The organism is Massilia sp., from assembly GCF_046293535.1.
Lineage (GTDB): Bacteria > Pseudomonadota > Gammaproteobacteria > Burkholderiales > Burkholderiaceae_D > Telluria.
On the sequence record NZ_JBKBOV010000021.1, the window covers coordinates 1 to 24,046 of the forward strand.

At 66.7% G+C, this 24,046-nt stretch carries 21 protein-coding genes; 12 read left to right on the top strand and 9 right to left on the bottom strand.

Annotated features, from left to right (window positions below; all coding sequences use genetic code 11):
• Positions 1 to 162: 162 nt before the first annotated feature.
• Both ACK4S9_RS12650 and ccsB read left to right on the top strand, forming a co-directional pair.
• Entirely contained in the window at positions 163 to 2,262 is a 2,100-nt protein-coding gene (locus tag ACK4S9_RS12650) for a cytochrome c biogenesis protein ResB (RefSeq protein WP_409726083.1), read from the top strand.
• 21 nt (positions 2,263 to 2,283) lie between these two features.
• Entirely contained in the window at positions 2,284 to 3,450 is a 1,167-nt protein-coding gene (ccsB, locus tag ACK4S9_RS12655; protein ID WP_409726085.1) for a c-type cytochrome biogenesis protein CcsB, read from the top strand.
• Between the two features lie 6 nt (positions 3,451 to 3,456).
• Here ccsB and uraH read toward each other — a convergent pair whose 3' ends face one another.
• The gene (gene uraH, locus ACK4S9_RS12660) at positions 3,457 to 3,870 is read right to left on the bottom strand and encodes a hydroxyisourate hydrolase (RefSeq protein WP_409726087.1); all 414 of its coding nucleotides are present in this window, start codon (positions 3,868 to 3,870) and stop codon (positions 3,457 to 3,459) included.
• A gap of 23 nt (positions 3,871 to 3,893) precedes the next feature.
• Positions 3,894 to 4,358, bottom strand: a complete 465-nt coding sequence (locus ACK4S9_RS12665) for a GlcG/HbpS family heme-binding protein (protein WP_409726089.1) — start codon at positions 4,356 to 4,358, stop codon at positions 3,894 to 3,896.
• A gap of 157 nt (positions 4,359 to 4,515) precedes the next feature.
• On the opposite strand from ACK4S9_RS12665, the gene ACK4S9_RS12670 reads away from it, so the two are divergent.
• From ACK4S9_RS12670 to ACK4S9_RS12685, 4 genes are all read left to right on the top strand, one after another.
• A complete protein-coding gene (locus tag ACK4S9_RS12670) occupies positions 4,516 to 5,202 on the top strand; it encodes a heavy metal response regulator transcription factor (RefSeq protein WP_409726091.1) in 687 nt (228 codons plus the stop codon).
• Complete coding sequence (locus ACK4S9_RS12675; RefSeq protein WP_409726093.1) at positions 5,199 to 6,587, top strand: heavy metal sensor histidine kinase; 1,389 nt, start codon at positions 5,199 to 5,201, stop codon at positions 6,585 to 6,587. The genes ACK4S9_RS12670 and ACK4S9_RS12675 overlap by 4 nt, the downstream gene beginning before the upstream one ends.
• Before the next feature lie 131 nt (positions 6,588 to 6,718).
• Complete coding sequence (msrP, locus tag ACK4S9_RS12680) at positions 6,719 to 7,690, top strand: protein-methionine-sulfoxide reductase catalytic subunit MsrP (RefSeq protein ID WP_409726095.1); 972 nt, start codon at positions 6,719 to 6,721, stop codon at positions 7,688 to 7,690.
• 2 nt (positions 7,691 to 7,692) lie between these two features.
• Complete coding sequence (locus tag ACK4S9_RS12685; RefSeq protein ID WP_409726097.1) at positions 7,693 to 8,316, top strand: sulfite oxidase heme-binding subunit YedZ; 624 nt, start codon at positions 7,693 to 7,695, stop codon at positions 8,314 to 8,316.
• A gap of 22 nt (positions 8,317 to 8,338) precedes the next feature.
• Here the strand turns inward: ACK4S9_RS12685 and ACK4S9_RS12690 are convergent, their stop codons facing one another.
• From ACK4S9_RS12690 to lptM, 6 genes are all read right to left on the bottom strand, one after another.
• Positions 8,339 to 9,730 carry a hypothetical protein gene (locus tag ACK4S9_RS12690; RefSeq protein WP_409726099.1) on the bottom strand — a complete coding sequence of 464 codons (1,392 nt, stop codon included), beginning with the start codon at positions 9,728 to 9,730 and terminating at the stop codon, positions 8,339 to 8,341.
• Positions 9,684 to 11,234 (bottom strand): CHAT domain-containing protein, encoded by a 1,551-nt coding sequence (locus ACK4S9_RS12695; RefSeq protein ID WP_409726101.1) that lies wholly within the window; start codon positions 11,232 to 11,234, stop codon positions 9,684 to 9,686. The genes ACK4S9_RS12690 and ACK4S9_RS12695 overlap by 47 nt, the downstream gene beginning before the upstream one ends.
• Positions 11,231 to 12,571: a hypothetical protein gene (locus ACK4S9_RS12700; RefSeq protein WP_409726103.1), complete on the bottom strand. Its 1,341-nt coding sequence runs from the start codon at positions 12,569 to 12,571 to the stop codon at positions 11,231 to 11,233. The genes ACK4S9_RS12695 and ACK4S9_RS12700 overlap by 4 nt, the downstream gene beginning before the upstream one ends.
• Positions 12,568 to 13,899 carry a hypothetical protein gene (locus ACK4S9_RS12705; RefSeq protein WP_409726104.1) on the bottom strand — a complete coding sequence of 444 codons (1,332 nt, stop codon included), beginning with the start codon at positions 13,897 to 13,899 and terminating at the stop codon, positions 12,568 to 12,570. Before ACK4S9_RS12705 ends, ACK4S9_RS12700 begins: the two co-directional genes overlap by 4 nt.
• Positions 13,900 to 14,076: 177 nt before the next feature.
• Positions 14,077 to 15,354 carry a diaminopimelate decarboxylase gene (lysA, locus tag ACK4S9_RS12710; RefSeq protein WP_409726106.1) on the bottom strand — a complete coding sequence of 426 codons (1,278 nt, stop codon included), beginning with the start codon at positions 15,352 to 15,354 and terminating at the stop codon, positions 14,077 to 14,079.
• 11 nt (positions 15,355 to 15,365) lie between these two features.
• A complete protein-coding gene (lptM, locus tag ACK4S9_RS12715; protein WP_409726108.1) occupies positions 15,366 to 15,557 on the bottom strand; it encodes an LPS translocon maturation chaperone LptM in 192 nt (63 codons plus the stop codon).
• Positions 15,558 to 15,598: 41 nt separating this feature from the next.
• Between lptM and cyaY the strand changes: the two genes are divergently transcribed.
• Entirely contained in the window at positions 15,599 to 15,928 is a 330-nt protein-coding gene (gene cyaY / locus ACK4S9_RS12720; protein WP_409726110.1) for an iron donor protein CyaY, read from the top strand.
• 197 nt (positions 15,929 to 16,125) lie between these two features.
• Here cyaY and ACK4S9_RS12725 read toward each other — a convergent pair whose 3' ends face one another.
• Positions 16,126 to 18,459: a penicillin-binding protein 1A gene (locus ACK4S9_RS12725; protein ID WP_409726112.1), complete on the bottom strand. Its 2,334-nt coding sequence runs from the start codon at positions 18,457 to 18,459 to the stop codon at positions 16,126 to 16,128.
• A gap of 479 nt (positions 18,460 to 18,938) precedes the next feature.
• Here ACK4S9_RS12725 and ACK4S9_RS12730 point away from each other — a divergent pair, with 479 nt between their 5' ends.
• Genes ACK4S9_RS12730 through pilQ form a run of 5 tightly spaced genes read left to right on the top strand, consistent with a single transcriptional unit; the run spans position 18,939 to position 24,046 of the window.
• Positions 18,939 to 20,003 carry a pilus assembly protein PilM gene (locus tag ACK4S9_RS12730; protein ID WP_409726114.1) on the top strand — a complete coding sequence of 355 codons (1,065 nt, stop codon included), beginning with the start codon at positions 18,939 to 18,941 and terminating at the stop codon, positions 20,001 to 20,003.
• On the top strand, positions 20,003 to 20,626 hold the full coding sequence (locus ACK4S9_RS12735; protein ID WP_409726116.1) for a PilN domain-containing protein: 624 nt from the start codon (positions 20,003 to 20,005) through the stop codon (positions 20,624 to 20,626). The genes ACK4S9_RS12730 and ACK4S9_RS12735 overlap by 1 nt, the downstream gene beginning before the upstream one ends.
• Complete coding sequence (locus tag ACK4S9_RS12740; RefSeq protein WP_409726118.1) at positions 20,623 to 21,288, top strand: type 4a pilus biogenesis protein PilO; 666 nt, start codon at positions 20,623 to 20,625, stop codon at positions 21,286 to 21,288. Before ACK4S9_RS12735 ends, ACK4S9_RS12740 begins: the two co-directional genes overlap by 4 nt.
• Positions 21,285 to 21,839 (top strand): pilus assembly protein PilP, encoded by a 555-nt coding sequence (locus ACK4S9_RS12745; protein WP_409726120.1) that lies wholly within the window; start codon positions 21,285 to 21,287, stop codon positions 21,837 to 21,839. Before ACK4S9_RS12740 ends, ACK4S9_RS12745 begins: the two co-directional genes overlap by 4 nt.
• Before the next feature lie 8 nt (positions 21,840 to 21,847).
• Positions 21,848 to 24,046, top strand: a complete 2,199-nt coding sequence (pilQ, locus tag ACK4S9_RS12750; RefSeq protein ID WP_409726122.1) for a type IV pilus secretin PilQ — start codon at positions 21,848 to 21,850, stop codon at positions 24,044 to 24,046.

Here is a 24,046-nt window from a genome sequence, read left to right on the forward strand (position 1 = left end):
GGGGGGGGGGGGGCCCCCCCCCCCCCTGCTCCCCCCCCCCCCCGCTGCGCCGCAACTAACTTCTACTTCACCCCCCCGGGGGGGGGGGCCCCCCCCCCCACCCTACAACTGCGGTATGCTCTAGCAGTTTTGCTGAGCTTTACGGGCTGTAGAAGATAGAACATGAGTACCACCGGAATTGAACTGAACACCCGCCGCCGCGGGTTCGCCGAAGCGGTCGAGCTGGTGTCCTCGATGCGCTTCGCCATCAGCCTGTTGACCATCGTCTCGATCGCTTCGATCATCGGCACCGTCCTCAAGCAGAACGAGCCCATGCCGAACTACGTGAACCAGTTCGGCCCGTTCTGGTTCGAGGTGTTCGCCAAGCTCGGCCTGTACAACGTGTACACGAGCTGGTGGTTCCTGCTGATCCTGGTCTTCCTGATCGTTTCCACCGCCCTGTGCGTGGTGCGCAATGCGCCGAAGATGGTGCGCGACATGCGCAGCTGGCGCGAGCACGTGCGCGAGGAATCCTTGCGTAACTTCCACCACAAGCTGGAATGGACCGCGCCGGTGGCCCGCGCCACCCTGGTGGCCCAGACCGCCGAACGCTTGCGCCATGCCGGCTATGCGATCAAGCTGCTCGAGAAGGATGGCGGCACGCTGGTGGCGGCGAAGAAGGGCGCCGGCAACAAGTTCGGCTACATCTTCGCGCACACGGCCATCATCGTGATCCTGCTGGGCGGCATGCTCGACTCGGAATTGCCGGTCAAGTTCCAGCAGTGGTTCTTCGGCAAGACGCCCTTCGGCGGCAGCGGCGTGATCGCCGACATCCCGGCCCAGCACCGCCTTGGCATCTCGAACCCGACCTTCCGCGGCAATACCCTGATCGCCGAAGGCCAGACCAGCGATACGGCGCTGCTGCCGCAGGCCTCGGGCGTGCTGGTGCAGGAATTGCCGTTCTCGATCAAGCTGGAAAAATTCCACATCGATTTCTACTCGACCGGCATGCCCAAGCTGTTCGCCAGCGACGTCACGGTGCGCGACCACGAGACCGGCAAGACCTTCCCGGCCACGATCAAGGTCAACCACCCGCTGATCTACAAGGGCATCGCCGTCTATCAGTCGAGCTTCGACGACGGCGGCAGCAAGCTCAAGCTCACCGGCTTCCCGATGAGCGGCACGGCCGACAAGGCCTTCCAGATCGAAGGCACGGTGGGGGCAAGTACGGAGCTCAAGCAGGGCGGCGAGACCTGGTCGGTGGAGTGGTCGGGTTTCCGTCCCTTCAACGTCGAGAACATCGCGGCCAACCAGGATGCGCGCGCGGTGGCGAAGAACACCTCGTTCAACGAACAGCTCAGCGCGACGCTCGGCAAGGCCTCCGGCTCGGCGGCGCGGAGCGACCACGCCAAGGACCTCAAGAACGTCGGCCCGAGCGTGCAGTACAAGCTGCGCGACAAGACCGGCCAGGCGCGCGAGTTCATGAACTACATGCAGCCGCTCACGCTCGACGGCGCCCAGGTCTACCTGGCTGGCGTGCGCAGCAATCCGCAGGAAAACTTCAGCTTCCTGCGCATCCCGGCGGATGCCGACTACAGCGTGCGCACCTGGATGCGCCTGCGCGCGGCCCTGGCCGACGCCTCGCTGCGCCAGGACGCGGCGAAGCGCTACGCGGCGCGCGCGCTGGCGCCGGAGCAGCAGGCGGGCCTGGGCGGCCAGTTGGAAGAATCCGCCGCCCGCACCCTGGCCATCTTCGCCGGCGAGGGTGGGGGCCGCGGCGGCTTCATCGGCGTCTCGCAGTTCCTGGAGAAGATTCCGCCGGCCGAGCAGGAAAAGGCCGCCGGCATCTTCATGAAGATGCTCAACGGCGCCCTGTGGGAGCTGTGGCAGGCCGCCAATGCGCGCGCCGGCCTGGCGCCGGTCGAGGCCACCGAGGCCAACGGCCACTTCCTGCAGCTGGCCACCAATGCGCTGTCGGACAGCGTGTTCTACGGCGCCCCGGTCTACCTGCAGTTGGAAGAGTTCACCGAAGTGAAGGCATCGGTGCTGCAGCTGACGCGCTCGCCGGGCAAGAACATCGTCTACCTCGGTTGCCTGCTGCTGGTAGCCGGCGTGTTCGCAATGTTTTATATTCGTGAACGGCGCATGTGGGTGTGGATCCGCTCGGCTGGTGATGGCGACGAGGGCGCCCATGCGCTGATGGCCATGAGCACCCAGCGCAAGACGCTCGACTTCGAGCGCGAATTCGACGATTTGAAAGTAAAACTGCCGCTGCCGGCCTGATGCCGCGGCAAGGAGACCAAGATGGAACTGTCGCAAGCCCAAACCGGCAAACCCGGAGCCTATGTCCAGCAGCCGGGCTTCTTCCGCAGCCTGAACGCCTTCGACTGGCTGTACGGCGCCGCCCTGCTGGCGGGGGCGCTGTTCGCGCTGAACCGTTACGCGCACCACATGGACATCTACGAGAAGGTGATCCTGGTGCTCACGGCCCCGACCTTCGCGCTGCTGGGCTGGTACTGGAAGCCGATGCGCTGGCTGCTGCCGCTGGTGGCGGTGCTGTCGCTGTGGGCGATCTCGCTGTACGGCGGCGCCATCGATGCCGCCAACCAGAAATTCTTCCTGAAATACATGCTGTCGAGCCAGTCCGCCATCCTGTGGATGAGCGCGCTGTTCGTGTTCTCGACCGTGTTCTACTGGATCGGGCTGATCGGCCGTTCGGAATTCGGCGGCTCGGTCGGCAGCAAGCTGTGCTGGGCCGGCGCAGTGCTCGGCTCGGTCGGCATGATGGTGCGCTGGTACGAGTCCTACCTGATGGGCCCGGACGTCGGCCACATCCCGGTATCGAACCTGTATGAAGTCTTCATCCTGTTCGCCATCATCACGGCGCTGTTCTACCTCTACTATGAACAGCGCTACGCGACCCGCCAGCTGGGGGCCTTCGTGCTCCTGATCATCGCGGCCGCGGTCGCCTTCCTGCTGTGGTACACGGTGTCGCGCGACGCCGCCCAGATCCAGCCGCTGGTGCCGGCCCTGCAGAGCTGGTGGATGAAGATCCACGTGCCGGCCAACTTCATCGGCTACGGCACCTTCGCGCTGGCCGCGATGGTCGGCTGCGCCTACCTGCTCAAATCCCACGGCATCCTGGCCGACCGCCTGCCCGCGCTGGAGGTGCTGGACGACGTGATGTACAAGTCGATCTCGGTCGGCTTCGCCTTCTTCACCGTCGCCACCATCCTGGGCGCCCTGTGGGCCGCCGAGGCCTGGGGCGGCTACTGGTCCTGGGACCCGAAGGAAACCTGGGCCCTGATCGTCTGGCTCAACTACGCGGCCTGGCTGCACATGCGCCTCATGTCGGGCCTGCGCGGCCGCGTGGCGGCCTGGTGGTCGGTGGTGGGCCTCCTGGTGACGACCTTCGCCTTCCTGGGCGTGAACATGTTCCTGTCGGGGCTGCACTCCTACGGCGAGCTGTAAGCCGGCTTAGTTGCCTCGATAAGTCGAGTAGCCGAAGGGGCTCAGCAGCAGCGGGATGTGGTAGTGCTGCGCCGGCGCATCCACGGTGAATTCGACCGGGATGCGCGGGAAGAAGCTGGGCTGTCCCTTGCGCTTGTAGTGCTCGCCCGTCTTGAACACGATGCGGTAGTCGCCTGCCGCCATCGCTTTCCCCTCCGGATAGAGCGCCGGAATGCGGCCTTGCGCGTCGGTGACGCCGCTGGCCAGTTCGCGCCATTGTCCTCCGGCTTGCTGCTCCAGCGTCACCCCGATGCCGGCGGTCGGTTTCCCGCTCTGCAGATCGAGGACGTGCACGCTCAGCGGATTGCGTTCGGCGGCGCCGGCCGTCATGGCGGCGCAGGCGAGCGTGGTGGCCAGGGTGAGCTTGAAGATGTGTCGCATGCTGTTCTCCTTCGGTGAATGGGTCATTGGATCTGGTCGAGTTCGGGCACGGCCTTGACGGCGGCGAGCGCGCACGCGTGATCGTTGCTTGCTCCGCCGCCGGCGACGCCGATGGCGCCGGCCGGCCTGCCTTGCACCAGCAAGGGAATGCCGCCGCCCAGCAGCAATAATTCGGGCATGCTGGCCAGGTTGCGAGCGTCCGGCGCGGCCTGCGCATCGCGCGCCAGTCCCAGGGTATGCCTGCGGGTCGACAGGGCGGTATAGGCCTTGCGCCGGCTGGCTTCGGCGTTGTGCGTACCGACGCGCTCGTCGCGCTGCAGGACCAGCACATCGCCGCCGCGGTCGAGCACCGCCACGGCGATGGCCCGTCCCTGGCTGCGGCAGGCCTGCAGGGCGCCGTCGGCCAGGCGCCTGGCCGCTTCCAGGCCCAGGTCCGGCTGCGGGGCCAGCTGGGCGTGGACCGGGGCTGCGGCCAGCGCTACGCTCATGAGAAAAATCTGCTTGAACATCGTGTCTTGTCGGAGGGTGGAAGAAGCCGCATGTTCGCAGGCCGGCCCCGACGCCGGCATGACGGCTGGATGACAAATCTGTCATGTTGGGCTGCAAGGGATCGGCCTAGAATGGGGTTTTATTCTTCTTTGCGCCATGACCATCCTCGTGATCGAAGACGAGCCGAAAACCGGCGACTACCTGGAGCGCGGCCTGGCGGAATCCGGCTTCGCGGTGCGGCTGGCGCGTAACGGCCGCGACGGCCTGGCCATCGCCCGCGAGGAAGAGATCGAGCTGGTCGTGCTCGACGTCATGCTGCCGCGCATGGATGGCTGGCAGGTGCTGGAAGCCCTGCGCGCCGACCCGGAGACCGAACAGATCCCGGTGCTGTTCCTGACGGCGCGCGACGAGGTCGAGGACCGCGTGCGCGGGCTGGAACTGGGCGCCGACGACTACCTGGTCAAGCCTTTCGCCTTCGTCGAGCTGGTGGCGCGCATCCGCAGCCTGCTGCGGCGCGGGCCCGTGCGCGAGGAAGAACTGATCCGGATCGCCGACCTCGAGATCGACGTGCTGCGCCGCCGCGTGCGGCGCGGCAGCGAGACCATCGCCCTCACGGCCCAGGAATTCGCGCTGCTGCACCTGCTGGCGCGGCGCCAGGGGCAGGTGCTGTCGCGCGCCCTGATCGCGTCCCAGGTCTGGGACATGAACTTCGACAGCGACACCAACGTCATCGACGCCGCCGTGCGCCGCCTGCGGCGCAAGATCGACGACCCGTTCGCGCAAAAGCTGATCCACACGCGGCGCGGCATGGGCTATGTCTGCGAGGCGCAGGCCCTGGCATGACATCCTCCCTGCGCCACTCCCTGACCCTGCGCGTGACGCTCGCCTTCGTGCTGATCGTCGCGCTTACCGCGGCGGGCCTCGGCATCTACCTGTACCGCGCCTTCGTGGCCGAGATCGCGCGCCGCGACGACCTGCAACTGCTGGGCAAGCTGCGCCAGGTGCAGATCGTGCTCGGCCGGCCGGGCGCGGCCGAGCTGCTGGCGGCGCAACCCGATTTTTTCCGCGACACCATGAGCGGCCAGGAGAACTCGCTGGTGCGCATCGTCGGCCCGGACGGGGCGGTACTGGCCGACATCAACCCGCGCGGCGAGCGCTATCCAGTGCCGCAGCAGGCCGGGCCGGCGCCCGGCCGCGACGCCATCGCCGGCTGGACCGCGCAGGGCGGCATTCCCGGCCGGGTCGTCGCGGGCAGCGCCCGCCTGGGCACGACCCAGGTAGCGGTGGTGGTGGCGCGCGCCTATGCCGAGCGTACCGCCATGTTCGCGCGCTACCGCGCCCGGATTCTGGCGGCCTGCGCGGTCGGCGCCCTGCTTGCCGCCGCGCTGGCGGCCCTGATGCTGCGCCGCGGCCTGCGTCCGCTGCACAAGGTCGCCGAGCATGCGGCGCTCATCAAGCCGGGCACGCTGGCGCAGCGCCTCGACATCGGCGCCGCACCAATCGAGCTGCGGCCGCTGATCGATGCCTTCAACGCCATGCTGCAACGCCTGCAGGACGGCTATGCGCGCCTGTCCGGCTTCTCGGCCGACCTGGCGCACGAGTTCAGGACGCCGGTGACGAACATGATCGGGCAAAGCCAGGTCGCGCTCGGGCAGGGCCGCAGCCGGGAAGAGTACGAAGCCCTGCTGGCCTCGAACATCGAGGAACTCGAGCGCCTCGCGCGCATGATCGAGAGCATGCTGTTCCTCGCCCGCGCCGGCCAGGACGAGGTGGTCCTGGCGCGCCAGCCGCTGGTGGCGCTGGATGAACTCGAGCGCGTGGCCGGTTTCTACGAAGGCATGGCCGAGGAGCGCGGCCTGCGCCTGCGCTGCAGCGGAGAAGGGCGCTTCGCCGCCGACCCGGCGCTGGTGCGGCGGGCACTGGCCAACCTGGTCTCGAACGCGGTGCGCCATGCGGACCGGGGCAGCACGATCGCGCTGCATGCCGAGCCGCGCCCCGGCATGCTCGAGCTGAGCGTGAGCAACGTCGGCGCGGCGATTCCGCGTGCGCACCTGGAACACCTGTTCGACCGCTTCTACCGCGCCGACAGCGCCCGCAGCGATGCGGAAGGTTCCACGGGCCTGGGCCTGTCCATCGTCAGCGCCATCCTGAACTTGCACGGTGGCAAAGCGACGGTGCAGTCGGACGGTCCCGTCACCCGTTTCATTCTCGCCTTTCCCACCGGGTAAGGCAGCGGGCGGGGCCTGACGCGCTTTTGTCCAGCGTAGCGGGCCTCATCCTTGCCGGTCGGCAGTCGACGCTAACGTGCGCCCAAGCCGGCTGGTGTAACCTGAAATCTCTCTCTGTAGCGGAGTCAGCCATGCTTTTCAAACGCAGTCCGAACGGGATCGATCTCCCGTATCCGTCCGAGATCACGCCGCGCGACGTCTACGAAGGCCGGCGCCAGTTCATCGCCCGCATCGCGGCCACCGCCGCGGTCGGCAGCGGGATCTGGGAGATGGCCAACCGCGAGGCCTTCGCGCAAGGAACCAGGCTCGCCGCGACCCGCAACGCGGCCCTGTCCACCCAGGAACAGCAGACCTCCTTCAAGGACGCCAGTTCGTACAACAACTTCTATGAATTCGGCCTCGACAAGGGCGACCCGGCCGAGAATGCGCACACCCTGCGCACCCGGCCGTGGACGGTGACGATCGAGGGCGAGGTGAAAAAGCCGGTCACGCTCGACATCGACCGCATCCTCAAGCTGGCGCCGCTGGAAGAGCGCATCTACCGCCTGCGCTGCGTCGAGGGCTGGTCGATGGTGATTCCCTGGGTCGGCTACTCGCTGTCGAACCTGCTCAAGCAGGTCGAGCCGACCGGCAACGCGAAATTCGTCGAGTTCACCACGCTGGCCGACCGCAAGCAGATGCCGGGCCTGCGCAGCGGCGTGCTCGACTGGCCCTATGTGGAAGGCCTGCGCATGGACGAGGCCATGCATCCGCTCACGCTACTGACGGTCGGCATGTACGGCCAGGTGCTACCGAACCAGAACGGCGCGCCGGTGCGCCTGGTCGTGCCCTGGAAGTACGGTTTCAAGTCGGCCAAGTCGATCGTCCGGATCCGCCTGGTGAGCCGCCAGCCGCGCACCGCCTGGAACGATTCGGCCCCGACGGAATACGGCTTCTATTCGAACGTGAACCCCAACGTGGACCATCCGCGCTGGTCGCAGGCCACCGAGCGCCGCATCGGCGAGGACGGCTTCTTCCAGCGCAAGCGCAAGACCCTGATGTTCAACGGCTACGACCAGGTCGCCTCGCTGTACAGCGGCATGGACCTCAAGAAGTTCTATTGACGATGGCTTTCAACCCCTCGAGCAAGCAGGTCGGCGCGATCAAGGCGGCCGTGTTCGTGCTGGCGCTGCTGCCCTTCCTGCGCATGGCCTGGCTGGTGGCGCAAGGCGTGCCGGTCGAGCCGCTAGAATTCCTCACGCGCGGCACCGGCGACTGGACCCTGTACTTCCTGTGCATCACGCTGGCGGTGACGCCGCTGCGCCGTCTCACGGGCTGGAACTGGGTAGTGCGGCTGCGGCGCATGCTGGGGCTGTTCGCCTTTTTCTATGCGCTGCTGCACTTCACCTGCTTCTTCTGGTTCGACCACTTCTTCGACGTCGCGGGGATGCTCAGGGACGTCGTGAAACGGCCCTTCATCACGGTGGGATTCATCGCCTTCGTCCTGCTCATTCCGCTGGCGGCGACCAGCACCAATGCGATGATCCGCAAGCTGGGCGGCAAGCGCTGGCAGTGGCTGCACCGCCTGATCTACGTGGTGGCGCCGCTGGGCATCCTGCATTTCTGGTGGATGAAGGCGGGGAAGAACGACTTCCAGGAGCCGATCATTTTCGGGCTGATCGTGGCGGCGCTGCTGGGATTGCGCGTGTACTGGAGCGCGGCGCGGGCGCGTACCGCAGCGCGCACCTGATCCGGATGCCGGTAGGCTCCGCTCAGATGGGCAGCGCCACGGTCGGGTCGCCGAGGATCACGGTGCTTTGCGTATCGCGCACGACCAGCAGGCGGTGCAGCATCTGGAAATGGCTGGTCTTGCGCAGGAAGCGTTCGTAATCCACATACAGGCCGCCCAGCTGGGCATACAGCGGCGCCAGCGCCAGCCCGACCGGCAACGGCTGGAACAGTTCCTCGTACAGTCCGGAAAGCAGCGGATCGGTGGTGAACTGCCGGGTCTCCCGCTGCTGCAGCGTCCAGTTGAAGGTCGGCTCCACGTGTCCGATGAAAGCGCGCAGCGGACGCCGTGCGCCGAGCAGGGCCTGCGGCAGAGGCGCCACGCGGGCGCCGCACCGGGTCACGCCTTGCAGCAGCAGGTCAACCGCGGAACCCTGTTCGAGCAGGCCGTCGAACAGGGTGCGGACGTCGCTGCCGGCCCCGCAGCAGGCATGCGCATACCAGATCGCTCCGCCCGGCTGCCAGTCGCGCAGCAGCACGTCCGGCTTGACCAGCTGGTAGTTGCTGTCGACGGGCAGGCCGAGCTGCGCAGTCATCAGGTCCACCTGATCCAGCGGTCCGGTCATGCCGTGGCTGGTGCTCACGATGAAGCCGGGGCGCCGCGCCGCCAGGGCGTGAGCTAGAGCGGCGGCGCTCGCGTCTTCCCTGCTGCCGTCAATGAAGTGGGTGCCGGGACCGATATCCGGGTCGCTGCGCAGCCTCTCGGCCACTGGCGCGGCGATCGACTCGCGCATCAGGCTGGTGATGTCGCCGTTGCGATGGTCGGCCGCCCAGACCAGGGCGGCATCGTGGCCGGCCCCTTCCGCTCCCGCGTCTTTCCACTCGTCCAGCAAGGCAGCGACATAGTTGTCGAGCCCTTCACCCTCCAGGCTGAGGCGGCCCACGCAGCGGTGGCTCTGCAGGCTGTACTGCACCTCCCAGGGAATCTGGTCCGGCCGGGCATAAATCAAGAGATAGCGCGGCACCGAACGCTCGCCGGTGCCGTACAGCGACTGGTTGACCGGCAGGTCGACAGCGCCGCGCCGCAGGAAGCCGATGTGACCGTCCTCAGGCACATGGCGCAGCACGGAAGCGGGACGGCCGTTCGTCCCGCGCCTGCGTACCAGTTCCTGGATAGGTTCCGGCGCATCGACCGCCGTTTCCAGTTCGGCCGACGTGAGCGCCGGGTTGAACGGCAGCACCAGGCCCCAGCCGACGCGCTGGTCGCGCCAGTCGCGCGGATCGGCCCGCGGTGGCGCCCGCAGGAAGGCGCGGACAGCCGGCGGGGCGTGTTGCAGGGTCCAGCGGCGCCACCCGTCCGCCAGTGGGCTGTGGGCGCGGCCGCTACCGTCAAAGGCATTCACTTCCAGTTGCGATGGACGGACCTGATCTGGCATGGCTGTCTCCTGGCGCCAGGTCCAGCAACCTGGCGATGGTGGCGATGCGCCGGTCGATGACCTTGACGACTGGCTTCTTTCTGACAAAAAGTTTCCGGTCTTCGTACAGCTGCAGGAGCTCATCTGTCAGCTCCCTCGCCTGCTTCTCGGACAAGCGTTTCGGCTTGGGCGTTGCACGTGTCCGCATGCTGCCCTTTGCCGGCTTGGTGCGGGCCGTCTTCGTGCGAGACAGGATGGGCGCAGCGAGGATGGGTGTCTTGACCATCAGCTTGAAGTCGTACGCGGTGTGCATCACGGGCAGCGTCCATTCGAGCAGGCTACTGGCGCCGTCTGCCACGCGCTGCCGTATCTTGAACAGGCCGCAGGCCCAGTGGATGTCGACCAGTCCGCCGCTTGCGGGTGCCCTTGTGATGCGCGCGCGCAGGTCGTTGAGCAAGGCGTCATAGAACAAATGGCTGAATGCGTTGGCAAAGTCTTTCGAGATTTGCTCGCGCATCCCGACCACGGCCGGAACGCCCTGGCGGGCCAGCATCGCGGCGACCGACATCGACAGTGCCCCGGTGCCCGGACCGTTCATCGCGGTTTCGCAGCAATTGAGCGTCACCAGCCAGATGTTGCCGTCGCTGTCGGCGCGTTCCTTCAACTGGTTGCCTTCGATGAGGATGCTGCCCTGGCTGCACAGCTCCCAGTCGCGGTAGGTGCCCACCTGCAACTGGGGATTCGGATCGGCGGTGGCGTGCGAGAAGACATGCAGGATGTGCGGCGCGTAGGCCTCGATGTAGTTGAACAGCAGGTCGCGCGGCGCGAGGCCGGCTTCGGGAGGGGGAATCCGGTGGCCCGGCCGGGCCGGCTTGTCCGGCGGTATCAGGTCGGCCGCGGCCCAGTCGAGCCGCTCGCGATTGATGCCGTTCCGGAGTGTACGTTCGCAGGTCAGCACCCGCAGCTCGACCGGCAGGCCGCTCGCCGCGACCGCATCGCGCAGGCTGTGCCATTGTTCCTTGCCCGAGACCGGTTTGTCCCGCCCGCTGCTGCTGCCGCTTGCTCCCAACACGGCCAGGATGCGCAAGGGCGGTTCGAAAGCCCACTCCGATTTTCCATAATTGCAGCACTGCGAGCGCGCTACCGCAAATTTCTTGTCCTGAGCCAGGAATCCGACGTCCTTCGCATACAAGGCTTCCCAGGGCCAGTGTTCGAACTTGGTGATCTGGTGCTTGAAGTACAGGTAGATCGGTTCCTCATGCTTGCGGTTGGCGTTCAGCTTTTTCCGGATGACCGCTTCGATGTCCGGATGACTGCTCAGCAGGGCCAGCAGGTCCTGGCCGATCTGCCGTACCAGTGCGGCCTGGTCGGGTGCGGTTGGTAGCTGGCGTATGTTGGTTTCGATGGTGCTGACGAGCGCTTCACTCACTTGCGCCGGCAGGCTTCCGCCGTCTTCGTCCTGCTCGATCAGGTAAAGCAGGGGACTCCCGTTCAGCAGGTCTTCCAGGGCGACGACGATGCTCACTTTGACCTCCCGCGCCGCGAGCGCTTGGGCGCCGCCTGCATGGCAAGTGCATTGAGCACCAGCTTGCGCGCGCGGGCACGGCCGACCGCGCCTTCCCCGACCGCATCGGCCAATTCGCCGGCGGTGGCCTCGAGCTTGCGCTGGCTCGACGCCAGCCAAGGGATGCGTGGGTTGCTCACCTTGCCGCCGAGCCGCCGGTCGAGCGTGAAGCGCGCCAGTTGCTCGCGGCTGACCTGGTCGTCTTCATGCGCCGCCAGCAGTGTCGGATGACAGTACAGCGCGACCGCGGCCACGGCGGGCGGTGGGCATGGGTGGTTGAACAGGAAGCGATAGGCCGCACGCAGCGCCGCGCGGCTGCCGGCGACGTTCATGTCGTGCACCAGGACCGGTCCCGGCCGGTGCTGGGCAACCGCCGTCTGCAGCAGGCGCATGCCGGCCGCCGATCGTTCGGCAGGCGCGGACGTGAAGGCCACGCACCAGGCGCCGAGATGGTCGAGGAAGGTGATCAAGGTTTCCCGGTCCAGCACGCAGGCCGGCAGGCCGCCATCGACGGGATCCGCGGCCAACAACAGGGAGCCCTCGTCCAACTCCTGGGCGCCGTGACACAGGAAATGCACGACGTCGGTGCTGCCCTGGCCCATTTCGGCCTCCATCCATGCCAGCCATGGATTCGTCCCCGGCCGCCTGATCTTCCCGGCCTGGCCCGGATCGTAGACTTGAATCCACACTTGGTCCTCGTAACGCTGTTTCACCGCGCACAGCATTGCATGCATCGCGCTGTTGCCGAACAGGTGGAAGCGTGTGGCCTGCGCCAGCTCCATCGGCACCTCATGGATGAAGCCCTCGATGCGTTCGTCCAGGCCCGGCTCGTCGTGCGGCGAGCTGATGCACACCACCGTGTCGATGTCAGCCGGGGGGATGCGCGGCATCAGAGCCTGGTACGGCAAGCGCAGGATCGGTACGCGCAGCACCGGTTGCAGCAACTCTTCCCAGGGGATCGCGGCGAGCAGCCCGAGGGGAACCGACAGCCGCATCCACAGCGGCTCGGCGGGCGCCGCATCCTCGGCCAGCCAGGCCTTGAGCGCCTCGGTGACATGGGCCGGAACTGCGAAGCGGTCGGGCAGGGCAAGGCTGCCGTCCCGGGTGTCGCGCGCACGTTCGTCGAACCCGAGTTCAGGCATCGATGCCGTCAGCAGCGCCACCTCGAGGCCACTGCCGAGCGTGAGAGTGAACACCGCGAGTGGCTTTTCGCTCGAGGTGGTGTCCATGTAGATTCGCAGAACGCGCAGGCGGTAGTCCCGCTGCAGGCGCTCTTGGACGTTCTCGATGCGGCTCATGATGCTACTCCCTGACGCACCAGGTTCACCAGCGCCCATTCGGTGAAGCCATTGCGCACGTCGCCGTGGCCCGTGATGCCTACGTTGCCGTCGAGGGCGTAGACCCGCACACCCGGCGCTGCCTGCGCATACAGGGACGGCCGTTTTAGGATTGGAGTGACGACCACTTCGCCCTGCGCCATCCCCTGTGGACCCACCGCGCCGAGCGCCGCGAACGGGCCGGGCACGCCGGCGACTTCTCCCTGGTCGCGTCCGCGCCTCAGGGCCAGCGGGTAAAAGCTGGTGAGCGCGCGGTCGTGCAGGCTGAAGGTGGTGAACAGCGGCTGGGCCATCCTGTCGAGGACGTGGCGATAGCCGCCGGACCGGCCGCCATGTGCCTCGATACGCTGGGCGAAACAGCGAGCACTAACCGCCGGCTGCAGCAACAGCACCGAGCTTACCCGCTGCGGCGGCGGTAGCTGCGCCAATGCCGACAGCACCAGCTTGGCGCCGTAGGAATGCCCGGTCAGGTGCACCCGGACGCTATTGGTGGCCACCGCATCGCGCACCAGTTCGGCCACGCCGGTGCTGCCGATCAGGCCGGCTCGGTCTTTCATGATGAAAACGGTCGCCTTGCGGACGATCTCGCGCGGATTCAGGAAACCGAGGATCCCGCCCGCCTCCAGGCCGACCGGCGCGGCGTCACCCGCGATCGGCAGACTGCCCGGGGCACCGGTCGGCGCGCTGCCAGGCGGCGCATCGCTGCCCCAGCGCTGCAGCAGCGCTGGGGCAGCGCCGGCCGGGAGGCCGCTGTCGTCGTCGCCGCCGGCGTGGCGCTCCAGGAGCGGCGCCAGCAGGTTGGCCAGGGCAAGGGCCTCGTCGCCCAGCAGCGGGCCTGGTCGCGATGCCAGGGCGGCCAGCCGCGACGCCTCCTGTGGCGGCAGCTCGTCGGCCAGCGCGGCCAGTTCAGGGAATGGCGCCTCGGCGGCGCCTGCCAGTGCCGGCGTTTCTTCGCCCGGCGCCAGCAGGGCGGTGCTGGGCCAGATCATCCCGACGAGCAGAGGATGGTAGGGGCGACCGCCCAGTCCCTCGCCGGGACGCAGGCCGAAGTACTCTTGGAAGAACTCGGTGTAGTGCCGCACGGCCTCGTCGAACACATTGTTCCAGCCATGCGAGTAGATGTGCAGGTCGGTAAAGCGCCCGCTTGCAGCCTCGGCCAGCACCGCTGACCGCGTGCGCGGCGCCGTGCAGCGCCCCTGCTTGTCGAATGAAACCAGGTACAGTGGGACATCGGTGCCGTCGCCTGCGGGAATTCTCAGCGACGGTTCCGCAGCATCATCCTCAGCCATATGACCTCCGCGTGCGGCGCTCAAAAGGCGAGCAATTAGTCTAACGCGGAGGGTGACGTACAGACCTCTAATTTTGCAGGGGCGCTTGATCCCGCTCAAACTCAAAGAGAGTTCGACCTGACACACCGCAAGAGCTTGTTTACACGGCTGTGCCAGTCAGTCAGTGTGGGGGACGCCTTATTTCAGCATCGATTCCAGCGCAAACAAATCGGCAGGATTCTCGCGCTGGCGAATCACGTGCACCTGCTCGCCGTCGACGATCACCTCGGCAGCGCGGCCGCGGGTGTTGTAGTTCGAGGCCATGGTCATGCCGTAGGCGCCGGCGGTCATGATCGCCAGCAGGTCGCCCGGCTCGACGGCCAGGTCGCGCTCGCGCGCCAGCCAGTCGCCCGATTCGCACACCGGACCCACCACGTCGTAGGTCAGCTTGTCGCCTTCGCGCGGCACGACCGGCTGCACGCCCATCCAGGCCTGGTACAGGGTCGGGCGCATCAGGTCGTTCATGGCCGCGTCGACGATGGCGAAGTTCTTTTCCACGCCCGGCTTGAGGTATTCGATGGCCGTCAGCAGCACGCCGGTGTCGGCCACGATCGAGCGGCCCGGCTCGAAGATCACCTTGACCGGCTTGCCGTCGTACTTTTCGGCGCGCCAGGCATCGATGCGGGCGAACAGGCGGCCCAGGTAGTCGCCCACCGGGACCGGCGGCTTGTCGCCCTCGGCGCCATAGTTCACGCCCAGGCCGCCGCCGATGTCGAGGTGGTGCAAGACGATGCCTTCACCGGCCAGGGTGTCGATCAGCTCGATCAGCTTGTCGAGCGCTTCCAGGAGGGGCGCGTCGTCCAGCAGCTGCGAGCCGATGTGGCAGTCGATGCCGACCACGTCCAGGTTCGGCAGCGAGGCGGCGGTGCGGTAGGTGTCCAGGGCTTCGTCGAACGCCACGCCGAACTTGTTGGCCTTCAGGCCGGTGGCGATGTAGGGGTGGGTCTTGGCGTCCACGTTCGGGTTCACGCGCAGCGAGACCGGCGCGCGCTTGCCCATGCTGCCGGCCACTTCGTCGAGGCGGTGCAGTTCGGGGATCGATTCGACGTTGAAGCACAGGATGTTCTTTTCCAGCGCCAGCTTCATTTCCTCGACGGTCTTGCCGACGCCCGAGAAGATGGTCTTGCCCGGGTCGCCGCCGGCGGCGATCACGCGCAGCAGCTCGCCGCCCGAGACGATGTCGAAGCCGGCGCCCGCGCGCGCCAGCAGGTCGATGATGGCCAGGTTCGAATTGGCCTTCATCGCGTAGCACACCAGTGCGTCGCGGCCATGGCAGGCATCGGAATAGGCGCGGAAGTTCTCCAGCAGCGCCGATTTGGAATAGACGTAGGTCGGCGTGCCGAATTGTTCGGCGATGGCGGGCAGGGCAACGCTATCGGCGTGCAGGACGCCGTTCTGGTACTGGAAGTGCGACATGAACAGGGCTTTTACTTGGTGGGTGCCGGGGTGGAGGCGTTGTTGGACGGAACGGGCTGGGCGGGCTGCGGATTGGCCGCGGCCGTGGCGGCAGGGTCCGGTTTTGCGGGCGGGTTCGGCATGTAGAGCGGACCCGTCTGGCCACAGCCGGCCAGGGCGGCAAGCACGGCCGCGCCGGAAAGAAGTGCGATGGTGGACTTCACGATTAGAATGGGGGTTTAATTAGCAGACTTTGGAGTGTAGCATGACCGATTCCGAATTTTTGGCGCTGGCCGAAAGCACCCTGGACCGCATCGAGGCCTGCCTCGACAAGCTGAACGACGACGACGTGGTCGACGTCGAATGCAAGCGCAGCGGCAATGTGCTGGAAGTCGAATTCCTGTCGAACGCGTCGAAGATCATCATCAACAGCCAGGCGCCGCTGCAGGAAATGTGGGTAGCGGCGCGCTCGGGCGGCTACCACTACAAGCGCGTCGGCGACGAGTGGCGCAACACGCGTGACGATAGCGAGCTGTTCGCGTCGCTGTCGCAGTACGTGACGGAGCAGGGCGGAGCGCCGGTCTCGATGGGTTAATCCCCTCGGTGGAATGACCACGAAATCGTAGGGTGGGCAGGTTTCCTGCCCACGCGGTCAAGCGGCCGCGAGATCATCGGGCACGGCGATTCATCCGTTGCCTATCACCGCGTGGGCGGCAGAGCCGCCCACCCTACGAAAGCAAAAACAAAATGGCGACCCTTGGGTCGCCATTTTTTTTACCATTCGGTCAAAAATCAGAACAGTTCGTTCCTGACCGCGTCGCGCTGCTTCTGCTCGGCCGGCGCCGGCGGCGGGCCCACGTCCAGCGTCGCGACCCCGGTGCCCGGCGGCGTCTCGGCATAGTAGTACTCGCCATTGGCCAGGATCAGCCCCGGCGGCACGTCGCGATCGACGTTTTCCTCGCCCTTGAGCGCCTTGCCCATGTAGTTGATCCAGATCGGCAGGGCCAGGCCGCCGCCGGTCTCGCGGTTGCCGAGATTCCTCGGCTGGTCGTAGCCGATCCAGGCCACGCCCACCAGCTTCGGGTTGTAGCCGGCGAACCAGGCGTCGATCGAGTCGTTGGTGGTGCCGGTCTTGCCGGCCAGGTCGGTGCGCTTGAGCGACATGGCCTTGTTCGCGGTGCCGTAGCGCACCACGTCGCGCAGCATGGAATCGACCAGGAAGGCGTTGCGCGCGTCGATCACGCGGTTGGCCTCGACCCCGGCGCGCTCCGGACGCGCCTCCGACAACACCTTGCCGTCGCTGTCGGTCACCTTCGAGATGAGGTAGGGGCTGATGCGGTAGCCGCCGTTGGCGAACACGGCATAGGCGCCGGCCATCTGCAGCGGCGTGGTCGAACCCGCGCCCAGGGCCAGCGTCAGGTAGGCCGGGTTGCGCTCGGCGTCGAAGCCGAAGCGGGTCGCGAATTCCTGGCCGTAGCGCGCGCCGATCTTGTTCAGGATACGGATCGAGACCATGTTCTTCGACTGCGTCAGGCCGCGCCGCATGGTGATCGGGCCTTCGTAGCGGTTGTCGTAGTTCTTCGGCTCCCAGGCCTGGCCGCCGGTCTGGCCGGCATCGAACGAGATCGGGGCGTCGTTGATGATCGTCGCCGGCGACAGGCCGCGCTCGAGCGAGGCCGAATAGATGAAGGGCTTGAACGAGGAGCCCGGCTGGCGCCAGGCCTGCGTCACGTGGTTGAACTTGTTGCGGTTGAAGTCGAAGCCGCCCACCAGCGCGCGGATCGCGCCGTCCTCGGTGCTGGCGGCAACGAAGGCCGATTCCACTTCCGGCATCTGGGTGATGACCCACTTCGACTCGTCGTTCTGCATCACGCGGATCACGGCGCCGCGGCGCAGGCGGCGGTTAGGCGCCGCCTTTTCCGACAGCCAGGCCTTGGCGAAGGACAGGCCCGGGCCGCTGATCTCGATGGTCTCGCCCGAGGCGATGGTGGCGGACACCTTCGACGGCGAGGCCTGCAGCACGATGGCGGCGACCAGGTTGTCGCTGTCCGGATGCTCGGCCAGCTCGGCCTCGATGGCTTCCTCCGCTTCGCCCTTGCTCTTGGGGATGTCGATGTAGGATTCCGGGCCGCGGTAAGCCTGGCGGCGCTCGTAGTCCATCACGCCGCGGCGCACCGCCAGGTAGGCCGCGTCCTGGTCGGCCTTGGTGATGGTGGTGAACACGTTCAGGCCGCGGGTGTAGGTGTCTTCCTTGAACTGCTCGTAGACCAGCTGGCGCGCCATCTCGGCCACGTATTCGGCGTGCACGCCGAAGGCGGTGCTGTCGGTCTTGATCGTGAGCCTTTCGTCCCTGGCCTGCGCGTACTGGGCCTCGGTGATGTAGCCCAGGTCGCGCATGCGCTGCAGGATGTACTGCTGGCGGGTCCTGGCGCGGGTCGGGTTGACGACCGGATTGTAGGCGGACGGCGCCTTCGGCAGGCCGGCCAGCATCGCGGCCTCGGCCACGCTGATGTCGCGCAGGTCCTTGCCGAAATAGATCTGGGCCGCCGACTGGAAGCCGAAGGCGCGCTGGCCCAGGTAGATCTGGTTCATGTAGAGCTCGAGGATCTGGTCCTTCGAGAGGTTCTTCTCGATCTTCCAGGCCAGCATCGCCTCGTAGGCCTTGCGCTTGAAGGTCTGCTCGGACGAGAGGAAGAAGTTGCGCGCCACCTGCTGGGTGATGGTCGAGGCGCCCTGGCGGGTGCTGCTGGTGGCGTTGCGGAACACCGCGCGCAGGATGCCCCAGTAGTCGATGCCGCTGTGCTCGTAGAAGCGGTCGTCCTCGATCGACAGCACCGCCTTCTTCATGACGTCCGGGATGTCCTTGAAGCGCACCAGGGTGCGGCGCTCTTCGCCGAATTCGCCGATCAGGACGTTATCGGCGGTGAAGATGCGCAGCGGCATCTTGGGGCGGTAGTCGGTGATGGTGTCGAGCGCGGGCAGGTTCGGGTAGGCCATCGCGAGCGCGAACACGAGCACCAGCACGCCGATGACGCCCAGGCCGGTAATGGCCCCGAATGCCATCAGGATCAGGCGCTTGGGACTGTATTTCGATGCGCCCGACTTGGGCGATTGTTTCTCTTTCATGCTGGTTTTTACTCCCTTGAACCGTCCCATTATAAGTCACTCGTTTCGACCTAGACACACGCCTTGCTGAGCACAGACTTAAGCAAAAGCAAGCAGAACAATGGCAAGCTGGAAACGGTCGTGGCAGGGGTGATAACACTCTGTACCGGAGTGTGGCGCGCATGCGCCGGATTAAGGTGTTCCTTCATAGAAATATCTTGTCTGGGTGCATCCTTTTAAGTACGATCTAACGCGGTGCCTCATAAATATGCACCAACTCATTGTTTCAACTGAGTGATTTAACAGGACATACCCCCAAGCGGGCGTTCAACACAAGGGCACCTCGAAGAACCGTAGCGAGCGGCGGCAATGGTGGTCGAGAAGCGTAGCTGTACGACGAGTACAGCGGGCATCGCGGACCGCCAGTGCAACGCGCAGCAGGTTGTTCGAGGTGCCCATAGATCCTGCGTCAGGCGGGAGGGTAGCCGAGGAGTGCGCTCGTGATCAATCTAGGTTCCTTGTTCGGGAAGTCGAGTCCGCCGCTGGCCGGACTCGACATCAGCACGTCGGGCGTTCGCCTGGTCGAGCTGGAAGACGCCGGCAAGGGTGAACTGCGCCTCGAGCGCTACGCCGCCGAACCGCTGCCGCGTGGCGCGGTCGTGGACGGCAACATCGAAAACATCGACCAGGTGGCCGAGGCCGTGCGCCGGGTCTGGAAAAAGAGCGGCACCAAGGCCAGGCACGTGGCGCTGGGCATGCCGCCGGCCGCGGTCATCACCAAGAAGATCATCCTGCCGGCCGGCCTGTCGGAAGACCAGTTGGAAGTGCAGGTCGAGTCCGAAGCCAGCCAGTACATCCCGTTCGCGCTGGACGAAGTGAGCCTGGACTTCGACGTGATCGGCCAGGCTCCGAACTCGAGCGACGACATGGAAGTCATGCTGGCCGCCGCGCGCCGCGAAAAGGTCGAGGACCGCGTGGCGATCGCCGAAGCGGCCGGCCTGACGGCCACCGTGATGGACATCGAATCCTATGCCGCGCGCGCCGCGCTGGCCCGCGCCGCGAATGCGAAGCCCGGCCAGATCGTGGCGCTGTTCCAGATCGGCGCCCAGTCCACCCACGTGTCGGTGCTGCAGGACGGCGAGACCATCTACGAGCGCGAGCAGCCCTTCGGTGGCAACACGCTGACCCAGGACATCGTGCGCGCCTATGGCCTCTCGTTCGAGGACGCGGAAGCCCGCAAGCGCGCCGACGACCTGCCGGAGAACTACCGCGCCGAGCTGCTCCGGCCTTTCCTGGAGAGCGCCGCGCTGGAAGTCACGCGCGCGATCCAGTTCTTCTTCACCTCCACGCCCTATACCCGGATCGACCAGCTCTACCTGGCCGGCGGCTGCGCCGCGCTGCCTGGCCTTCTCGAACTGATCGGCGGACGCACCCGTGTCCCGAGCAGCATCGTGGCGCCGTTCCAGGGCATGTCCTACGGCGCGCTGGTGCGCGAACAGCAGTTGCGCCAGGAAGGCGCGGCCTACCTGGTCGCCTGCGGCCTGGCCCTGCGGAGGTTCGGCTGATGATCCGCATTAACCTGTTACCCCACCGCGAAGCCAAGCGCAAGCAGAAGCAGGCGGCCTTCGTGGCCATGCTGGCGGCGGGCGGCGTCGCCGGCGCCGCCGTGGTGCTGCTGGTCGGCGCCTGGAACGCCAGCCGCATCTCGGTCCAGAACGAACGCAACCTGGTGCTCAAGCAGGCCAGCGCGGAACTGGACAAGAAGATCGGCCAGATCAAGACCCTGAAGGAAGAAATCGAAGCCCTGAAGGCGCGCCAGCAGGCGGTCGAGGACCTGCAGAGCGACCGCAACCAGCCGGTCTACGTGCTCGACGAACTGGTGCGCCAGACGCCCGAAGGCGTGCACCTGAAGTCCTTCCGCCAGGACGGCCAGCGGGTGACGCTGAACGGCTACGCGCAGTCGCAGGAGCGGGTCGCCGAGCTGCTGCGCAACGTGTCCGGTTCCTCGCCCTGGCTGGAGCGTCCGAACCTGACCGAAGTGAAGGTCGCTACCCTGGCCCAGGGCAAGACGACCGGCCGCAGGGTCGTCGAGTTCCAGATGGACGTGGCGATCAAGCGCCCGCGCGAGCAGGAGGCGGACGCCGGCGGCGCCGGGCAACAGGTCGCGAAGGCGGCGGGAACACCATGAACATCGATCTCAAAGACCTCGGCGCCCAGCTCGCCGCGCAGTTCCAGGACCTGCAGGGCCGCCAGCCCGGGCAATGGCCGCTGGCCCCGCGCCTGCTGTGCGCGGCCGGCGTGATGGCGGCCGTCATCGGCCTCGGCCATTTCTTCTACTGGAGCGAGCAGTTCCAGGAACAGGAAGGGCTCGCCGCCCAGGAAGCCAACCTGCGCGACGAATACCGGATCAAGATGGCCCAGGCCATCAACCTCGAGGCCCTGCGGGCCCAGAAGGCCCAGGTCGACCAGTACGTGGTCCGCCTCGAAAAGCAGTTGCCGAGCAAGTCGGAAATGGCGGACCTGCTGTCCGACATCAACCAGGCCGGCGTCGGCCGCGGCCTGCAGTTCGAGCTGTTCAAGCCGGGCCAGGAAGTGATCCGCGACTACTACGCCGAACTGCCGATCGACATCAAGGTGAGCGGCAAGTACAACGACGTCGGCGCCTTCGCCGCCGACATGGCCCACCTGCCGCGCATCGTCACGCTCAACAACATGGTCCTGACCACCAGGGACGGCGCGCTGCAGCTGGAAGCGGTGGCCAAGACCTTCCGCTATCTCGACGCCGACGAGATCGGCGCGCAAAAGAAAGCGCGCAAGGACAAGAAGACGCAGGAAGGAGCGGCGAAATGACGCGCAAGGGCAAAGTCATGCAGCTCGCGTTCGCATTCGGCGCGGCGGCCCTGCTGGCCGGCTGCGGCGACGGCGACGTGCAGGAAGTGCGCGACTGGATGAAGCAGGTCGAGCGCGAGACCGTGCCGAAGGTCAAGCCGCTGCCGGAGCCGAAGGAATTCGTCCCCTACGCCTATCACCCGGGCGAAGCGGTCGAGCCCTTCAGCGAGGCCAAGCTGCTGGGCGAGATGGCGCGGATGGCGGCCACCAGCACCGATCCGCTGCAGCCGGACGATAGCCGGCCGCGCGAGGTGCTCGAGCACTATCCGCTCGACGTCATGCGCATGGTCGGCACCCTGCAGAAGGGCGGCGCCAGCTACGCGCTGGTGCAGATCGACACGCAGATCTATCGGGTCAGGGCCGGCCAGCGCATTGGACAGAATCACGGGATGGTCACGCGCATCAGCGAAGGCGCGATCGACATCAGGGAAACAGTGCAGGACCCCACCGGCGACTGGGTCGAGCGCAAGGCGACGATCGAGCTGGCGGAAAGCAAGGAGACCGGGAAATGAGCCCAGGCATGAACACGCAAACCATTCGCACCCTCCGCATCACCGTACCGGCCTGGCTGGCGCGCTGTGGCGCTGCTGTCCTGATGGCGCTGGCCGCCGGCGCGGCCGCGGCCCAGGCTCAGTTGCCCGCGAATGCCATCGAGTCGATCACCGCCAACCAGCAGGGCGCCAACGTGGTCCTGAATATCGCCATGCGCGAGGCGCCGTCGAAGGCGCCGATCGGCTTCTCGATCACCAACCCGGCCCGCATCGCGCTGGACTTCGGCGCCACCAGCAACGCCACCGGCAAGACCTCGCAGGACGTCAACCTCGGCGACGTGCGCAGCCTGAACCTGGTGCAGGCCGGCGAACGCACCCGCCTGGTGCTGAACATGGCGCGTGCGCTGAACTATGCCACCGCCATCGACGGCAAGTCGGTGATCGTCACCGTCGAAGGCTCGGGCGGCCTGGCCCAGGCCGTGAACGCCTCGGGCATGCCGGTCGCCTCAAACGCGTCCGCCGCGCCGGCCGCCAAACAGATGCTGCGCGACCTCGACTTCCGCCGCGGCAGCAACGGCGAAGGCCGCGTCGTGGTCGATCTGCCGAACGGCCAGGTCGGCGTCGACGTGCGCCAGGCCGGCAACCAGGTGATCGTCGACTTCCTGCGCACCGGCCTGCCACCGACGCTGCGCCGCCGCCTCGACGTGACCGACTTCGGCACCCCGGTATCGCGCATCACCACCACCACCCAGGGCGAGAACGTGCGCATGACGATCGAGGCGCAAGGCACGTGGGAACAGTCGGTATACCAGAGCGACACCCAGCTGATCGTCGACGTCCGTCCGGTCAAGGAAGACCCGAACCGCCCGGGCGGCAACGCCAGCGGCTATCGCGGCGAAAAGCTGTCCTTCAACTTCCAGAACGTGGAAGTGCGCGCCGCGCTGCAGGCGATCGCCGACATCTCGAATCTGAACATCATCGCCAGCGATTCCGTCACCGGCAACCTGACCCTGCATCTGCGCGACGTGCCCTGGGACCAGGCCCTGGACGTGGTCCTGCAGGCCAAGGGCCTGGACATGCGCAAGAACGGCAACGTGCTGTGGATCGCGCCGCGCGAGGAACTGCTGACCAAGGAGAAGCTCGAGCTCGAGCAGCGCGCCCAGATCGCCGACCTCGAGCCGCTGCGCTCCGAGATCTTCCAGCTGAACTACCAGAAGGTCGAGTCCTTCCGCACCGTGTTCGGCCTGGACGCGGAAGGCGCCGCTTCCGCCGACACCGGCAACAGAAACCGCGTGCTGTCCAAGCGCGGCAGCGCCATCATCGACCCGCGCACCAACCAGCTGTTCGTGACCGACATCGCCTCGAAGATCGAGGACATCCGCAAGCTGATCCAGAAGACCGACGTCGCCTCCAAGCAGGTGCTGATCGAGGCGCGCCTGGTGGAAGCGAACGACGGCTTCTCGCGCAACCTCGGCGCCAAGCTGGGCTTCGCGGACATGCGCACCATCCGCGGCGGCGATTCCGGCTGGCAGGTCAAGGGCAACGAGCGCGTCGCCATCGGCGGCAACCTGACCGGCGTCGGCCAGACCACCGGGCAGGTCGGCCTGGACCAGGAATCCTTCAACAACACCACCATGGTCAACCTGCCGGCCGCGCCGATCGGCGGCATCCCGGCGTCCTCGCTGGCCTTCAGCCTGTTCTCCTCGGCCGCCAACCGCTTCCTCAACCTGGAACTGTCGGCGCTGGAAGCGGACGGCAAGGGCAAGATCATCTCGAGCCCGCGCGTGGTCACCGAGGACAAGCAGATCGCCGTGATCGAGCAGGGCATCGAACTGCCGTACCAGGTCGCCACCAGCAGCGGCGCGACCTCGATCACCTTCAAGAAGGCCAACCTGCGCCTCGAAGTGATCCCGCAGATCACCCCGGACGGCAACGTCGTGCTCGAGGTCGACGTCAACAAGGACTCGAAGGGCGAGGAAACCCGCGCCGGCCCGGCGATCAACACGCAGCACGTGAAGACCAAGGTCATGGTCGAGAACGGCGGCACGGTGGTGCTGGGCGGTATCTACCAGCAGACCGAGCGCAACAACGAGACCAAGGTCCCGCTGCTGGGCGACGTGCCGCTGGTCGGCTACCTGTTCAAGACGACCGGCCGCGAAAGCACCAAGACCGAACTGCTGGTGTTCATCACGCCGAAGATCGTGACCGACGCGGCGGCGGGACGCTGA

What these genes read in the sequence shown, in the direction of transcription:
- ACK4S9_RS12650 (WP_409726083.1), top strand. Translation starts at nt 163, where the DNA reads ATGAGTACCACCGGAATTGAACTGAACACCCGCCGCCGCGGGTTCGCC.
- cyaY (WP_409726110.1), top strand. Translation starts at nt 15,599, where the DNA reads ATGACCGATTCCGAATTTTTGGCGCTGGCCGAAAGCACCCTGGACCGC.
- ACK4S9_RS12690 (WP_409726099.1), bottom strand. Translation starts at nt 9,730, where the DNA reads ATGCCAGATCAGGTCCGTCCATCGCAACTGGAAGTGAATGCCTTTGAC.
- ACK4S9_RS12740 (WP_409726118.1), top strand. Translation starts at nt 20,623, where the DNA reads ATGAACATCGATCTCAAAGACCTCGGCGCCCAGCTCGCCGCGCAGTTC.
- ccsB (WP_409726085.1), top strand. Translation starts at nt 2,284, where the DNA reads ATGGAACTGTCGCAAGCCCAAACCGGCAAACCCGGAGCCTATGTCCAG.
- lysA (WP_409726106.1), bottom strand. Translation starts at nt 15,354, where the DNA reads ATGTCGCACTTCCAGTACCAGAACGGCGTCCTGCACGCCGATAGCGTT.
- msrP (WP_409726095.1), top strand. Translation starts at nt 6,719, where the DNA reads ATGCTTTTCAAACGCAGTCCGAACGGGATCGATCTCCCGTATCCGTCC.
- ACK4S9_RS12685 (WP_409726097.1), top strand. Translation starts at nt 7,693, where the DNA reads ATGGCTTTCAACCCCTCGAGCAAGCAGGTCGGCGCGATCAAGGCGGCC.
- ACK4S9_RS12745 (WP_409726120.1), top strand. Translation starts at nt 21,285, where the DNA reads ATGACGCGCAAGGGCAAAGTCATGCAGCTCGCGTTCGCATTCGGCGCG.
- ACK4S9_RS12665 (WP_409726089.1), bottom strand. Translation starts at nt 4,358, where the DNA reads ATGAGCGTAGCGCTGGCCGCAGCCCCGGTCCACGCCCAGCTGGCCCCG.
- uraH (WP_409726087.1), bottom strand. Translation starts at nt 3,870, where the DNA reads ATGCGACACATCTTCAAGCTCACCCTGGCCACCACGCTCGCCTGCGCC.
- ACK4S9_RS12700 (WP_409726103.1), bottom strand. Translation starts at nt 12,571, where the DNA reads ATGAGCCGCATCGAGAACGTCCAAGAGCGCCTGCAGCGGGACTACCGC.
- pilQ (WP_409726122.1), top strand. Translation starts at nt 21,848, where the DNA reads ATGAACACGCAAACCATTCGCACCCTCCGCATCACCGTACCGGCCTGG.
- ACK4S9_RS12735 (WP_409726116.1), top strand. Translation starts at nt 20,003, where the DNA reads ATGATCCGCATTAACCTGTTACCCCACCGCGAAGCCAAGCGCAAGCAG.
- ACK4S9_RS12705 (WP_409726104.1), bottom strand. Translation starts at nt 13,899, where the DNA reads ATGGCTGAGGATGATGCTGCGGAACCGTCGCTGAGAATTCCCGCAGGC.
- ACK4S9_RS12675 (WP_409726093.1), top strand. Translation starts at nt 5,199, where the DNA reads ATGACATCCTCCCTGCGCCACTCCCTGACCCTGCGCGTGACGCTCGCC.
- ACK4S9_RS12670 (WP_409726091.1), top strand. Translation starts at nt 4,516, where the DNA reads ATGACCATCCTCGTGATCGAAGACGAGCCGAAAACCGGCGACTACCTG.
- ACK4S9_RS12725 (WP_409726112.1), bottom strand. Translation starts at nt 18,459, where the DNA reads ATGAAAGAGAAACAATCGCCCAAGTCGGGCGCATCGAAATACAGTCCC.